12 protein-coding genes and 1 tRNA gene are annotated in these 14334 nt (G+C 44.0%); 7 read left to right on the top strand and 6 right to left on the bottom strand.

From position 1 onward, the window contains the following. Window positions 1–9 precede the first annotated feature (9 nt). Window positions 10–912, top strand: a complete 903-nt coding sequence (locus tag A9236_RS08955) for a pseudouridine synthase (RefSeq protein WP_071465032.1) — start codon at window positions 10–12, stop codon at window positions 910–912. A gap of 6 nt (window positions 913–918) precedes the next feature. Here the strand turns inward: A9236_RS08955 and A9236_RS08960 are convergent, their stop codons facing one another. Next, entirely contained in the window at window positions 919–2559 is a 1641-nt protein-coding gene (locus A9236_RS08960) for an FMN-binding glutamate synthase family protein (RefSeq protein WP_071465033.1), read from the bottom strand. Window positions 2560–2704: 145 nt separating this feature from the next. Between A9236_RS08960 and A9236_RS08965 the strand changes: the two genes are divergently transcribed. From A9236_RS08965 to A9236_RS08990, 6 genes are all read left to right on the top strand, one after another. Then, window positions 2705–3088: a translational machinery protein gene (locus A9236_RS08965; RefSeq protein ID WP_071465034.1), complete on the top strand. Its 384-nt coding sequence runs from the start codon at window positions 2705–2707 to the stop codon at window positions 3086–3088. Window positions 3089–3108: 20 nt separating this feature from the next. Then, entirely contained in the window at window positions 3109–3366 is a 258-nt protein-coding gene (locus tag A9236_RS08970) for a hypothetical protein (RefSeq protein ID WP_071465035.1), read from the top strand. Window positions 3367–3452: 86 nt separating this feature from the next. Continuing rightward, complete coding sequence (dusA, locus tag A9236_RS08975; RefSeq protein ID WP_071465145.1) at window positions 3453–4538, top strand: tRNA dihydrouridine(20/20a) synthase DusA; 1086 nt, start codon at window positions 3453–3455, stop codon at window positions 4536–4538. Window positions 4539–4592: 54 nt separating this feature from the next. Then, window positions 4593–4668, top strand: a tRNA-His gene (locus A9236_RS08980). A 75-nt stretch (window positions 4669–4743) separates the two neighbouring features. After that, window positions 4744–6054: an HD-GYP domain-containing protein gene (locus A9236_RS08985; protein WP_071465036.1), complete on the top strand. Its 1311-nt coding sequence runs from the start codon at window positions 4744–4746 to the stop codon at window positions 6052–6054. Window positions 6055–6060: 6 nt separating this feature from the next. Then, window positions 6061–7614 (top strand): sensor domain-containing diguanylate cyclase, encoded by a 1554-nt coding sequence (locus tag A9236_RS08990; RefSeq protein WP_071465037.1) that lies wholly within the window; start codon window positions 6061–6063, stop codon window positions 7612–7614. Here A9236_RS08990 and A9236_RS11465 read toward each other — a convergent pair. Genes A9236_RS11465 through wecB form a run of 5 tightly spaced genes read right to left on the bottom strand, consistent with a single transcriptional unit; the run spans window position 7598 to window position 14288 of the window. Continuing rightward, window positions 7598–8125: a DUF4434 domain-containing protein gene (locus A9236_RS11465; RefSeq protein WP_071467849.1), complete on the bottom strand. Its 528-nt coding sequence runs from the start codon at window positions 8123–8125 to the stop codon at window positions 7598–7600. The genes A9236_RS08990 and A9236_RS11465 overlap by 17 nt on opposite strands. Window positions 8126–8138: 13 nt before the next feature. Then, window positions 8139–8441: a DUF4434 domain-containing protein gene (locus A9236_RS11470; RefSeq protein ID WP_255402242.1), complete on the bottom strand. Its 303-nt coding sequence runs from the start codon at window positions 8439–8441 to the stop codon at window positions 8139–8141. A gap of 56 nt (window positions 8442–8497) precedes the next feature. Then, window positions 8498–10966 (bottom strand): tetratricopeptide repeat protein, encoded by a 2469-nt coding sequence (locus A9236_RS09005; protein WP_071465039.1) that lies wholly within the window; start codon window positions 10964–10966, stop codon window positions 8498–8500. Then, on the bottom strand, window positions 10963–13182 hold the full coding sequence (locus A9236_RS09010) for a glycosyl transferase family protein (protein ID WP_083393448.1): 2220 nt from the start codon (window positions 13180–13182) through the stop codon (window positions 10963–10965). The genes A9236_RS09005 and A9236_RS09010 overlap by 4 nt, the downstream gene beginning before the upstream one ends. A 2-nt stretch (window positions 13183–13184) precedes the next feature. Continuing rightward, complete coding sequence (wecB, locus tag A9236_RS09015) at window positions 13185–14288, bottom strand: non-hydrolyzing UDP-N-acetylglucosamine 2-epimerase (RefSeq protein ID WP_071465040.1); 1104 nt, start codon at window positions 14286–14288, stop codon at window positions 13185–13187. Between the last annotated feature and the right edge of the window lie 46 nt (window positions 14289–14334).

Consider the following 14334-nt stretch of genomic DNA (forward strand, 5'->3'; position numbering starts at 1 on the left):
TGGGGCGCTATGAGCATTCAGGTTAATTCAGAAGGGGTTTCTGCATCACGGGTATTTTTACCTGCTGATCAAACACATTCCAATTTACTTGAGTTCTTTATTGCACAATTTCCACATATTAGGGCAGTAGAGTGGGAACAAAGGTTTGACGAAGGGCTGATCCTAAATATGGAAGGGGAGACTCTCTCAGCCAAAGATCCTTATCAGCCCAATACCCATTTGATGTACTTCAGAAGGTTGGCGCGCGAACCAGAAATTCCTTTTGAGGAACAGATTCTCTTTCAAGATGAACATATTCTGGTGGCTGATAAGCCGCATTTCTTGCCAGTCACACCTAGTGGGCTTTACCTACACCAAACCTTACTCAATCGACTCAAGAAAAAAACCGGCATTCCAGCATTAAGCCCTATTCATCGCATTGATCGTGATACTGCAGGCCTAGTGATCTTTTCAGTCAATCCTGATGAGAGGGCGCAATACCAAAATCTGTTTCGCGATCGTGTTGTGAAGAAGGTCTATGAAGCGATTGCACCATACTCTGATGCGCTGATTAAGAGATTGCCGATGACCTATCAAAGCAAAATAGAAGAATCGGAGCATTTTTTGCAGATGCAAGAGGTTCAAGGTGAGCCTAATACGGACACGCTTATTGAGCTTATTCAAATCAATCAACCTTGGGCTAAATATCGCCTAACACCTGGAAGTGGCAAGAAGCATCAATTGAGGTGCCACCTCAATGTATTAGGGGTACCAATCAAGCATGATCAGATCTACCCAATCCTGACACCATATCAAGAATATGAACTAGATATTTCTAAGCCATTGCAATTACTTGCTAAGGAAATCGCTTTTGATGATCCCATTACAAAACAGATGAGATCATTTGGCAGTCAGCAAAAACTGGAGTTTTAGCGAGCCCTAATCCTTGAGGGCAGCAAAGCTACTCGCTTGAGCTTTATGCCAGTACAACTCGAATACTCTCGGTAAATTCAGCGACGGATCAATCCCTTCATTCTTGAGTAACAGACCCTTGGGCATTTCGGGGAGTAAAAAAGAGAGTAGGCGAACTTCATTTTTACTAATGCGGCGAACGATATGGGGCGCATCGATTTCACCTGGATGATGTAAACCGGCTGCTTCGACTAATTCTTTCAGTGTCTTAAGGGTTTCATTATGGAAATTGAAGACGCGCTCTGACTTATCGGGAACAACAAGTGCTTTTTGGCGTTGCGGATCTTGTGTAGTTACACCAGTAGGGCAGAAGCCTGTATTACAGACCTGCGCCTGAATGCAACCTACCGAGAACATAAAACCACGGGCACTATTGCACCAATCGGCTCCCAGCGCAAAGGCAACAGCCATATCAAAGGCGCTGATAATTTTTCCTGAACAACCAATTTTGATGTGTTCGCGCAAATTAGTGCCCATCAAAGTGTTATGAACTAAGCGCAAACCATCTTGGAGAGGCGTTCCAACATGGTTGGTAAATTCCACTGGTGAAGCACCGGTTCCGCCTTCTGAGCCGTCGACAACAATAAAGTCTGGATAGATATTGGTCTCTAGCATAGCTTTAACAATGCCAAACCATTCCCAGGGATGGCCAATACATAATTTAAACCCAACCGGTTTACCGCCAGAAAGGTCACGCAAGCGTTTGATAAAGTGCATCATTTCAATAGGAGTTGAGAAAGCACTATGAGAGGAAGGGGAGATGCAGCTTTCACCTTCCTTTACTCCCCGAGCAGCTGCTATTTCAGCGGTGACTTTAGGTCCCGGCAATATCCCGCCGTGTCCAGGTTTAGCGCCCTGACTGAGCTTGATCTCTAGCATTTTGACCTGGGGATCTAATGCGTTTTGGGCAAACTTGTCTGCATTAAAACTCCCATCTTCATTGCGGCAACCAAAGTAACCTGAGCCAATTTCCCAAATGAGGTCACCACCATGGGTGCGATGGTATTGGGAGATAGAGCCTTCACCGGTGTCATGCGCAAAGCCACCTTTTTTTGCCCCTAGATTTAATGCCATGATTGCGTTGGCGCTTAAGGACCCAAAACTCATTGCAGAGATATTAAAGATACTGGCAGAGTATTTTTGTGTACAGTCTTTGCCGCCAATCTCAACTCTAAAATTATGGTTTGGTAAATGGGTTGGCATTAAGGACTGATTAATCCATTGATAACCAGGAGCCATGACATCGAGAGTGGTACCAAATGGAATTTCATCGGCGACCGCTTTTGAGCGGGAGTAGACCAGGGTCCTTTGTTCTCTAGAGAAAGGAGTTTTGTCGTTATCTCCTTCAATAAAGTATTGACGTATTTCTGGGCGGATAAATTCCAGTAAAAAACGCATATGTCCCAAAACAGGGTAATTGCGCAAAATGGCATGTCTTTTTTGAAGACAGTCATAAGTACCCAATGCTGTTAGAAAACCAAAAATAAGTAATGCAAGCCAATCGATTACTCCCATCATATGAATAGCTACGCTAATAATGAGACCTAAAATACAGAGTGAAAAGGTAATCAGTCTGATGGGGAAGAAGGGATTAGATTTTTTGCTCATGGTCTTTTAGGGAGATTATTGTCTTTAATTAAGTATAAGCATTAAATATGCAGGCTTTATGATGACTTAAATCAAATTCTGACATAAATAATCAAAGGGTCTGGAGTATCCTGAAAGGGTAGTCATTATTAATAATAGGAAGAATATGTCATTAAATCACGCCGTTATTTGGATAGACCATCAAGAAGCGCATGTCATGTTTTTGAGCGCAGATGCTAGCGAAGCTGAAATCATTAGAAGTAAATCTACTCATACCCATTTGCATCACAAGGCAAATGAGGTTGGTAGTGGTAGAGCAGCCCTGGATTCTAAATATCTTCATTCTGTGCTTCAGGCAGTGAATGAGTCCAAGGAAATCTTGATTCTTGGGCCTGGCTCAGCAAAGTTGGAGCTGATTAAGCATGCCCATCATCATGATGCTAAGATCGCTGAAAAGATTGTTGGCGTTGAAACTGTTGACCATCCTACGGATAAAGAAATTCTGGCGTATGCACGTAAGTTTTTCTATAAAGTAGATCAAATGCTCTAAGGGTAATAAGGATAGCGAACATGAGTAAAGAAACCAAAGAGGCACTGGGTCCAGACGGGCTGCCAGGCCATGATTATTTCCTGGATGCTGTAAACCATATTGATGAAGCAGTAGCCAATAAGACTATTGCAATAGGTGCAGCCAAAGGCATCGTCTACAGTCTGGTCGAAACACTCGGATCTATGGTTGGCGACCCTGATTTACCAAGCCATTTGAAGTCCGGCTATATGGGGGCACTTGATCTGGCCGTGGAATTGGAAGCAAAGTTAAGTAAGTAGGTTGGATCTTTTAACTCAAATCAAGGGCAACTTCGGTTGCCCTTATGCATTTAAAATGGTCTCAAATCGCTACTGAATTGAAGTCCATGACAAATCCCCTTAAGAAACGCTTAGCAGTCGCCCCCATGATGGAATGGACCGATCGCCATTGCCGTTCTTTTCATCGCGCGCTGACTAAGGAGGCTGTTCTCTATACCGAGATGGTAACCACGGGGGCATTGATGCATGGGGATGTACCACGTCATTTGGATTACTCACAAGATCAACATCCTGTTGTCTTGCAACTGGGGGGTTCTGAGCCCAACGATTTAGCAAGGTCTGCTGAGTTGGCGCAGCAGTGGGGCTATGACGAGATTGATCTGAACTGTGGTTGCCCATCTGAGCGTGTGCAACGCGGTGCATTTGGAGCTTGTCTAATGGCTGAGCCCAATTTAGTTGCTCAATGCGTGACAGCGATGAAGAATGCAGTCAGCATTCCGATCTCGGTAAAGCATCGCTTGGGCTTGGACTCAATGGACGCCGCTAACTCTGAAAAAGATTATCAGTTTGCACTTGATTTCATTTTGGCCGTGGCAGATGCAGGGGCAAGCCAGGTAACGATTCATGCTCGCAATGCAGTACTCAAAGGATTGTCGCCAAAAGAGAATCGTACTAAACCTCCGTTACGTTATGAAATTGCTAAAAAGCTGAGACTAGATGCGCAAAAGCAATTTCCTAATCTCAAAGTACTGCTGAATGGCGGCTTAGAAACGAATGAACAAATTGCAGGTCATTGGGATGACTTTGATGGCTTTATGGTCGGAAGGGCTGCCTATCATTTTCCGGCATTGCTGTTGGGTTGGGATGACTTGATCAACACGAATGGGGATGCGGCGGGGTATCTGTTTAGCGAAACCGAATGGCATCGCATTCAGATTGCTTTAGTAAGGCAAGTGCAATCGTGGTTTGATGAATGTCGATCTAAAAATAAGCCTTTTTATATCGGTGCATTCACAAGGCATATTTTAGGGCTTGCCCACGGCAGGGCGGGTTCCCGCTACTGGCGTCAACGACTCTCCGATCACCATGCTTTAGCGAAAGTACAGAGTAAAGCTGCCATCGCCGACTTCTTTCTTGATGCCAGCTTATGCCTTGGAGATTGGGCTGCTTTTGAGCTGGAAACGGCAGAATAAGACTGTTTTGGCAGGTTTTTGCCCAAAAAGGCTATAATCTTCCCTTCTACAACGGCGGACGTAGCTCAGTTGGTAGAGTCCCAGATTGTGATTCTGGTTGTCGCGGGTTCGAGCCCCGTCGTTCGCCCCATTAATTCCTTCCCGCCTCCCAACTGCCCATCTTAGTGGGAGCACTTTTCTAGGCGGTAACGCTAGAATAGGTTTTATGGATCTAGTTAACCAGACCTTTTACTTCTCCGCCTTTATTATTTTGATGGGGTTGATGCTGGGCTTTGTTTCTCATCGTGATGAATATAAAGAAACCCAGAAAATTTGGTATTGGCCAGCCAGCCTTTCATTTTTATCGCTGGCAGCTCTTTCTTTCTTTTTTGCCTCTTGGGAAAGCTTATTTTTTCTAGTTTTGTCTAATTTTCTGTTATTTGTTGGAATGCTTTGCCTTGCACTGTTGTTCAGATCTTGGCGACCAAATATTTCTCAAGAAATTAGCCCATATGTTTGGGTTGGATTTACTATCCTATCCATCACCTTTTTTATCTTATTTGGATATGCTGATCCAGTAAGTCGAATTTATATTGCTAGCGCTTTCATAACGGGATTTTCTGTTTGGCAGTTATGGGAATTACGCGCAGTTATAAAACATAATTCAGCTCAGCAAATCAAGATTTTGATTGGCATCATCACTTTACAGATTATTTTGCGCGCAGCAAGATTAATCGTTTTACGCGAGTGGCCAGACGAGCATATTGAGTATTTATTCCACGAAGGTGCTGTTGGATTTTCAATTCGGATCCTATCTTCCCTATGCATCATCCTTTCTTGCATGGTCATTACCCACTACTATTTAGATACTCTGTGGAAGCTACACCGAAGCAGCTCTAGGGCAATTGAAAGTGGTTTACTCCATAGTTTGAATGCACTGTCGATGGCTCGCGATAATGAGACAGGTGACCACATCATAAGGACGAAAGCATACGTACAAAGATTAGCAGAGCGACTTAAAAGTATGGGCATATACGAAGCCCAACTGACCCCTTCTGATATCGAACGTATGGTAAAGGCAGCCCCCCTCCACGATATTGGTAAGGTGGGTATTCCCGATAGTATTTTGAGAAAAAATGGTCCCCTGAATGCAGAAGAGTGGGAAGTGATGAAGACGCACGCTGCTCTAGGTGAGCAGGTATTAAGAGCTGCCAACGAAGATAGCGATAAGAGCCTAAAGGTCTTAGAAATGGCAATAGATATCGCTGGCGGACATCATGAAAAATGGGATGGTAGCGGGTATCCACGCGGTCTTGCCGGCGAAGGTATTCCTCTAGCAGCGCGCATTATGTCGCTCGCAGACATGTATGATGCTTTAGTCAACGAACGTGCCTATAAAGAAAAATGGACACATGAGGCCGCATGTGAAGAAATCGCGCGTCATAAAGGGAAGATCTTTGATCCAGCAGTGGTAGAGGCCTTTGTTCTGGAAAAGCCATTTTTCTATGAAATTGCTCAACAGTATGCTGAGGACTAAATAGCAATGGCAGAGCTATTATCAATCGATCATGCTACACAAGAAAAAGTAAACAGAAATATCAAGCTCATCACTTTAGTCAGTGTTGCTCTCATTTCTATCTTTGTTGTTAATGGATTCATTTCTGCCCTGATCTTGCGCGACAACATCATTAAAGCGCGTATTGATCAGGTTGCTAATCTGACTGAAATTCTATCTGCCCATACGACGCAAACGATCTATTCAGCCAATACAGCCCTGCAAAGCTTAGATGAAATTGAAAGGTTTTCCGAGATCTCTACCGAGAAAGAATTTATACACTTTGCTTCTCAAAAGCAGCAATACAACTTGCTTTTGGATAAGGTGAAATCAAACCCAGTTCTTGATGTGGCTACTTTTGTAGATAAAAACGGCAAGATTCTCAATTTCACAAGATCATTCCCGCCACCAGACATCAATTTAGCCGATCGAGATTATTTTCAATGGTTAAGCAAACATGATGACCAGGCTACATTTTTTAGTCTTCCCGTCAGAAATAAGGGAACGAGCAAATGGGTTTTTTATCTTGCTAAACGAGTGAACGGTGCAAGACATGAGTTTTTGGGTTTGATATTGGTTGGTGTTTCTGTAGAAATTTTTTCTTCTCTCTATGAAAAGATTGGCATGAGTCTTGGGGAGGGATCCTCGGTTGTGCTGTATCGAGACGACCATCGCCTTCTGACTAGATGGCCACTGGTGGATAACCTCATCGGTGGGCTTAACACGGGAGGTCTAATTCAGTCTTCATTATCCCAAGAAAATATCGATAATGGAGTCATTATTACTGATTTACCCGGATTTACGCGGGGCAATAATCCCGGCGAGCGGATGCTCTCGTATCGCAAGGTTGAGGGTTATCCGCTCATTGTCGGAGCTATTGTCAGTAAGCAAGTTTATTTGGCGCGTTGGTATAGCGCACTCATTAGCTTGGCCTATACGACACTTTTCAGTATCGCCATTATTTGCCTGGGTGCTTACTTGCTGATTCGCGCCTATAAACGTAATGCACAAGCACAGTATTTTGCGCATCATGATGTTCTGACTAAGTTACCTAATCGATTGTTCTTCTCTGATCGTCTTGAGCAAGCCTTAGATCGAGCAAGAAAAGATAATGAAAAACTTGCACTCTTATTTATTGATTTAGATAACCTTAAAACAACGAATGATATCTACAGCCATAACGTTGGAGACAGCCTACTGATTACTGTTGCAAAGCGCATGATGGGCTCTATACGTGATGTGGATATCATCGGTCGAGTGGGGGGAGATGAGTTTGTTGTCCTCTTGCCAAAGATTGATTCTGAAAAAGATGCCTATGTTGTTGCTGAAAAAATTCGTTCTGCAATATCGATGCCAATTACATTAGATAATTTGGTGCTGCATACTTCGGTCAGCATCGGGATAGCGCTTTTCCCTGATCACGCCTTAGATGAAGCTGAGTTGATGAAGAATGCCGATGCTGCAATGTATCTCGCTAAGAATACTGGTAAGAATAATATTCAAATCTATAGCGGATCTAAGCCAATCAATTCTTCGCTTTAAAGCTGTTCTCGAATAGATAGCGCAATTCAAAGAAAACACTATCAAGCTGGCAAGGCGCCCTTAGCTTTAATCTTTTCGCTAGCAATTGCGGTGGTAGAGACTCAGCCGAGAAGGTCCGGTCATGTTGGGTTTGCTCGAAGATCTCGAAAATGAATCCTGAAGCATTTGGCGAATTACATTTTGTGAGTGGCGTCAAATATAAAGCCCTCTCAGATGAGTTTAGTTTGCCGGTGCCAGCACCGTCTTGGACCCAAATACGTAGACCAGAAGTCTGCTGCAGACTAGAGATCATTTTGCTATAGTCATTTGGAGACATATTTCCAGTAAAAAAGCTCGAAATATAAATCGGCTTCTCTGATGCCATATGAATCTTTTGGCTCTCTTCCTTAAGATATTTTCTGAGAATATCAAATGCCTTTACGTCACGCCATGCGCGGTCATCAATTTCCAGTGGCAGATACCAGCCCGCTAACTTATCCTCCGGGATATTCTTCTTCCAATAATCTACCAATAAGGCATCTTTTCTACTGTAGTTTTTTTAAAAACACTTCGCTGGTAGTTGACGGTTCTTTTAAGCGATTAAATATTTCTGGGTCACTAGAGAGGCCAATAATCAGTTGCAATTTTTCTGCAGTTGCTTGATCTAAGCGCTCTTTGAGCCAAACCTGATTTTCTGGGTTCTTGAGAAAGTCTCCGTATTGCGTCCACTGGATGGCTAGAGTATCAAATCCCTTTTTCTTTAACTGATGAAAGATCATCTGCCATTCTTGAGAAGCAATGTTTTTATCAGACTCTTGAGGCTGGTAAAAAATGGCTGTAATGGCCATTGTATTCAGCGGTAAGAGGAGGGTAAATAGTAATAGGATTTGAATGCTTAACTTTTTCACCATCTACCTCCTAAGGATAAAAAGATCACATTCTTTTCATTTAAGTAGGTAGTGAAGGCATGCTGAGCCTCAAGTCCAATGTAAACCTTGCTGGGATAGGCGTTGTACTGGGTATTGCCACTCCAGTAGTTCCACCGCACCCCTAAACCTACGCGTAAATCATGATTCACCTGATTGTTGAGTGTATTTAGTTGCAGATGGGTATAGGGTTCAATCGTTTGTCCAATTACAATTTTGTCGTGGTAACTGATCCGGTAATCTGAGGTGAGGGATGTAAGCCCGCTGGTCATATAGTGAGCTGCATCGAGATATAGGTTTTGAGCAACCCAGCCTGGCCCAGTTGGATGCCAATCATCGCTATAGGCTCCGCTATTTAAAAAAGAGGCGCTGGCTCTAAGCATAGCCTGAGTTTGGTTGCCGGCTACGTGATCCAGCGGAGTTTGTTCTTCAACAGCAAGATTGATGTTTTGACTGCCGATGGGTTTCCATCTGAAGCCTGCGGCAGCCATTGGTGCATAAAGAGGAAGTGCGGTATTTAAGGTTCCGCTTCCTGCAAAGACCCTTGAGTAAGCCGAGAAGGTTTTGCCATCATCAATAGCGGGATCTCCTAGGCGGTAAGCAGCCTCAGCTTGAGAATAGCTCCGAGATGTGAGACCTGGTTGACCAGAGTTAGGAACGGTAGTCACTTGATTTCCACCTGTAGCATCTACTGAGAATGTCCAGCGGCGAGTCAGATCTTCATGCATGCGCTGCAAACCAAATAGCTGATTTTGGTTTTCAGCGGTTAAATCATCTGGTGCTTGGAGATGGTAATCATCGATTGCGAGTTCGGTGTACTTCAGTGCCTCCTCATTGAGGCCAAGCTTTTGATCGGTATAGGCTAGTTGCTTAATAGCTCGAGAGTCGTCAGGCTGAGCTTGGTTTGCCGATAGAAAGAGCGTGCGTGCCTGAACCATCTGCCCATTTTGATAATACGCATAAGCTAAAGAGGCTTGGGTATTGGTGTTGCTTGGATCAAGCTTGAGAGCAGCCTCCAAAGAGCTGGTAGCTTCAGTGGTTTGATTTAATTCTTGTTGAATTGAGGCGAGTTGGGTGTAATAAGCAACAGTTGGAGCAAGCGCAATCGCTTTTTTGAGATCTTCAGCTGCAATGCTGGGATACTCTTTGAGTTCAAGTTGGGCCTCAAGCCACCAATAGAGTGCATCTTTTGGGGCACTGCGTTGATCAAGTTGAGCTAGATAGTCTAAAGCGTATTGCGGCTCTTGCGCACTGATCGCAGTGAGGGCGGCACTTTCAAGATCTTGATTGGACATTTCCTTAATATCCATTGAGCGCCATGCTGAAAGCGATTGAGAATAATTTTTAACCGCAAATGCTTGATAGGCATAAGCGCGAGTATTGACAATATTGGGGTTCATCGCCATTGCTTTTTGGTAGGCGTATTCAGCCAATCCCGGCTGGTTGACTTGATAACATTGTCCAAGCAGGCGCCACTCGGTTTCGCTATGCGGAATTGAAAAATCACTCAAGAGAGATCGGACTACGCTACAGTTTTTAAGTGCAGCAAATAAATTGGCTTGTATGCCTCTGAGATCAAAGGAATTCATCGGCTTAGCCAGAATGCCCAGCTCGGTGGTGCTCACCAGTTTGGGGTTTTGTTCAATCATAGTTGCTAAACGGAGAACCAACTTTTTTTGTAGTTGAGGGCTAGCATCAACAAAAGGGTAGGCCTGCATCAAAATTTGAATAGCTTGCGCGGTTCCTCCATCCTTTGCCAGTTGATAACTCAGAAATTCAACAAGCTGAGGATCCTTATTTAGTTTTGAAGCAAGTTCCTTGATGTAAGCAGAGGCAAAAACTTGATTTCCTGAGGTGAGAGCGGCTTCCAATACGATCTGGTCTTGATATGCTTGATTAGTGGCAAAGTGTGGAGTGAAACTTAGTATGCGCTCAGGCTCTTTAGCGAAGGCTTTGGCTAATAAATCAACCCAGCCATGTTCGTCATAAGCATCGAAGAAAAAAGGCTTGTTATCAGCAAGATATGTTTGAAGTTCGGAAATATTATTTTCTAGTGCGCGACCCTTTTCGAGCAGTTGGAGATCGTAAGCTTTGCGATTATTGCCAAGCGCGCTTATGACGGTGGCATTTTTAGGGGTGTATATCAATTGCGCTTCTAGTACTTCGACTGCATTTTGATACTGGCCATCAAGGTTGTAGGCATTTGCCAAGTACAGTGCGGTCTCCGGTCTCTCGGTTGACCAAGATCTGGCTTGCTTGAATTCTGCTACTGCTCTACCGTAATCATGATTCGCAATTGCGGATAAGCCTTTTTCCACATGCGGATAAGTTAGGAACTCTTGAAAAGAGCGAGCCTCTTCCGGAGTGTTCTCTGCGCTTGCTACATGAAAAAAACTTGGCAAGGTCACAAGAGAGAGAAGAATAAGGGCTTTGAGATTGAACTTCATCTAGCTAAAGCCTCTTTTTCAATCAAGTCCTTGATATTAGGCTGCAACTCCTTTTGGAGGTCCAGCGCTTCTTTTAGAGTCTCATCAGAAATAATATTGTTCCCAACCAAGAATTGACTTAAGTTCTCCTCGCTATTCTCATGCTGAAGAAGTAGGGCATTTAAGGAAGCTTTATCAATGCGACCAAGAGACATTAAAATTTCAGCAAACAAAAATTGTCGCGGGACAAAATAGTCCCAAATTTTGTCTGCTTGGGCTCTGGTAAGTTTTCCAGCACTAATCGCATTTTCAAGCAGTTGCTTGGGATCTTCGGTTTTAATATCGGCATACCAATGTCTGAGGCCGACGGTAATTTCACCATGTCTTGCTAGTACATTTTTGACTGGCATCTTGAGTTTGCGAGCGATCGCAGCTAAAGAGACGGGATCGATATTGGACTCCGACGCCAAGACTAGCTTGCTACCTTCTTTGCGAACCGGTAAAGCTGCGTAGTGAAGGGCAAGCGCTTGGGGTAGTAACTTGATGATATTTTGGGGAATGGCATACGCATCCACTGATTCAGAGCTCACACCGGATTGAGTAGATAGGGCTTTGGCTAATTCTTCTGAATTAATCTTGCCGGTATGAATCAACCAGTTGCCAATTTTGAGGCCTCTGGTTTTCTTCAATAACGCGTTATTTAATTCTGCTTCACTAATAGCGCCTTGCTCAACGAGTATTTGACCTAACATCTGACGCTCTCGATTTTCTTGTCCTAGTGAAGGAAAGTCATGCATGGTTTTATCCCATGCCACTCGATGGGGATCTCCCTGCTTGATAATGGACCTGAGCGCACGCCAATTAGCAACAAAGTTGATGTAGTTTCCCCAAAATAGACGAGGAATGGACATAAGCCCTTCACTTAAGCCGTAATATCTAGAGACAAAATAGACTCGCTGCAGCATGCGATTAATCATGAGGTAGAGATTAATCATCAAAACAGCAACAAACCACTTGTCATCTGAGAATATAGATAAGAAGTGATAAGCATCTGGCCATAAATGCTGATAAAGCCAGAGGAGGGTGAGCTGCATCAAAATCAGCGTTGCAGCAAAGCTAATGAAGTTCGTAACTGCACCTTTACGATCACGCCACAAAAAATAGTTAAGTAACCAATCCTTGGTCCAGCCATGCGTTTTGTAGCCTTGGTAAACGATGCCAGTAATCCAGCGAGCCTTTTGTCTTACGGCAGTCTCAACCGTATCTGGAAAATATTCTCGGACACAAATCACATTGGCATCCAGAATATCTTGTCCAAATGGTTTAGATGTTTCACCTTGCAGTTCTTCTGGCTTGAGGACAGGAAAGCGTACGAAGATTTCTTTAAGCCCTTTTTCTTTTAAACGAATGCCAATGTCATAGTCCTCCGTCAGACTCTTGATATCAAAGGCAATGCCATCACCATCGGCTAGTAATGCCAGAACTGCGCGTCGACTAAAGCAGGTTCCAACCCCTGCACTCGGTACTTGTCCAGCTACTGCTTCACGAATCGGAATGTCTTTGCCGTGCAGCTCAGTGAACTCGTCTAGGTAGTGCATGCTGGTGAAGTTATTCCACTTGCGCTCAAATGGATAAACGGGAACCTGAATCAGATCCTTTTTATTAACTAGGTAATTAAAGAGCTTGAGCTCCATACTAGAAATGACATCTTCTGCATCATGCAGAATAAACCCAGCAAATTCGAGGTTCGTTTGACGCTCAAACTGCAAGATGGCATCTAAAACGTTATTGAGACAATCCGCCTTGCTAGTTGGGCCTGGTCGTGCACAAATGACTTTATGCACATTAGGGAAAATAGCGCATGCGCGATCCACATCTTTTTGAGTATCAGGATCATTAGGGTAGGTCCCAACAAAGACGTGATAGTTCTCATACTCCATAGTGGTAGCTGCTAACTCAGCCATCTTGCCAATTACGCCAGTTTCATTCCACGCCGGAACCATGATGGCTAGGGGTTTTTCAGGGATTTCATTCAGAGCGGTGTACTGAAGATGCTCATTTTGCTTATAAACTGTTTGTGAGCGCCAAACCTTCCTGACCCAGTAGGTGATATCGATTAATACATCATCGATGCTGCTAAAAAAAATGATGATGGCTATTGTCATGGCAACATACTTCAAGCCATACATATAGATCGATACAAGATCGACTAGCCAAATTTGAATATCAGAAATCAAGGTTAGCTTTTAGATTCGCTTTTAAATGGGTGCCGATGAATAGTGTCTGCAATTCGCTCGCTCGCCTTGCCATCGCCAAAAGGATTTTGCTTCGCTTGCATTGAGCTGTATAGATCCGCGTTGCCCCACAGTGTCTGCACTTCATTGATGATGTCCGATTGATTGGTGCCAATGATCTTGGCACAGCCAGCATTAATCGCCTCGGGCCGTTCAGTTTCTTTTCGTAAAACTAGAACGGGGACACCAAAGGTAGGCGCTTCCTCTTGGATGCCACCAGAGTCAGTAAGAATGAGCCAAGAATTCGCAATTGCTTGTTGCATTTCTAAGTAATCCAAAGGGGCAACTAGACGCACATTATTTAACTCCCCAAGTATGGGATAGACCTGGTTTTTAACCAATGGATTGAGATGAACCGGAAATAGGAATTGCATTTCAGAATGCTGTCTTGCTAAATGGGCAATGGCATGACAGGCTTGCTCAATTTCATCGCCCCAATTTTCACGGCGATGCATCGTGATTAATATTTGTTTGTGGTCTAGTTTCTCTGCTTGAATATGGTGATGCTCAATAACCCAATATTGCGCATCGATCACAGTATTACCGGTCAAAACGATTGTGGAGGGCTTGATGTCCTCCTTCAGGAGGGCGGCTTCTGCTCCAGGAGTAGGCGCAAAGTTCAAGGCGGTAATTCTGGTGATCATCTGGCGTAGCCCCTCTTCGGGGAAGGGGCGATCGAGGTTGTAAGTACGCAGACCTGCCTCAACGTGCGCAACTGGAATTCTTTGATAGAAAGCAGCAAGAGCGCCAACGAATGCGCTCTCGGTATCGCCTTGTACGATCACCATATCGCAATGCAGTTCTTGGAGCACTTTGTCGAGTTGTCTGCGCAGACCAATAGTGAAATCAGAAAGGCTTTCACCTTCTCTAACTAAAGTGATGTCAGGGCTTATATCGAAGCAAGCCAAGATTTTTTTGGACATCTCATCGTGTTGGCCTGTATGAAGCCATAGAACATCAGCCCAAGTCTGTTTTTTCAAATAATGGTAGACCGGCGCTAATTTGATGATTTCGGGGCGGGTACCACAAATAATGAGTATCTTCGGCATATTGTGGCAGAGGTAGCGGGTTGGAGGGAATTGCGGTAATTTACCG

The organism is Polynucleobacter sp. QLW-P1DATA-2, assembly GCF_001870365.1.
Classification (GTDB): domain Bacteria; phylum Pseudomonadota; class Gammaproteobacteria; order Burkholderiales; family Burkholderiaceae; genus Polynucleobacter.

Excerpts from the sequence above, each read along its gene's own strand:
- A9236_RS08960 (WP_071465033.1), bottom strand. The coding sequence starts at position 2,559 with ATGAGCAAAAAATCTAATCCCTTCTTCCCCATCAGACTGATTACCTTT.
- A9236_RS08990 (WP_071465037.1), top strand. The coding sequence starts at position 6,061 with ATGGCAGAGCTATTATCAATCGATCATGCTACACAAGAAAAAGTAAAC.
- wecB (WP_071465040.1), bottom strand. The coding sequence starts at position 14,288 with ATGCCGAAGATACTCATTATTTGTGGTACCCGCCCCGAAATCATCAAA.
- A9236_RS11470 (WP_255402242.1), bottom strand. The coding sequence starts at position 8,441 with ATGGCCATTACAGCCATTTTTTACCAGCCTCAAGAGTCTGATAAAAAC.
- dusA (WP_071465145.1), top strand. The coding sequence starts at position 3,453 with ATGACAAATCCCCTTAAGAAACGCTTAGCAGTCGCCCCCATGATGGAA.
- A9236_RS08985 (WP_071465036.1), top strand. The coding sequence starts at position 4,744 with ATGGATCTAGTTAACCAGACCTTTTACTTCTCCGCCTTTATTATTTTG.
- A9236_RS08965 (WP_071465034.1), top strand. The coding sequence starts at position 2,705 with ATGTCATTAAATCACGCCGTTATTTGGATAGACCATCAAGAAGCGCAT.
- A9236_RS09005 (WP_071465039.1), bottom strand. The coding sequence starts at position 10,966 with ATGAAGTTCAATCTCAAAGCCCTTATTCTTCTCTCTCTTGTGACCTTG.
- A9236_RS08970 (WP_071465035.1), top strand. The coding sequence starts at position 3,109 with ATGAGTAAAGAAACCAAAGAGGCACTGGGTCCAGACGGGCTGCCAGGC.
- A9236_RS08955 (WP_071465032.1), top strand. The coding sequence starts at position 10 with ATGAGCATTCAGGTTAATTCAGAAGGGGTTTCTGCATCACGGGTATTT.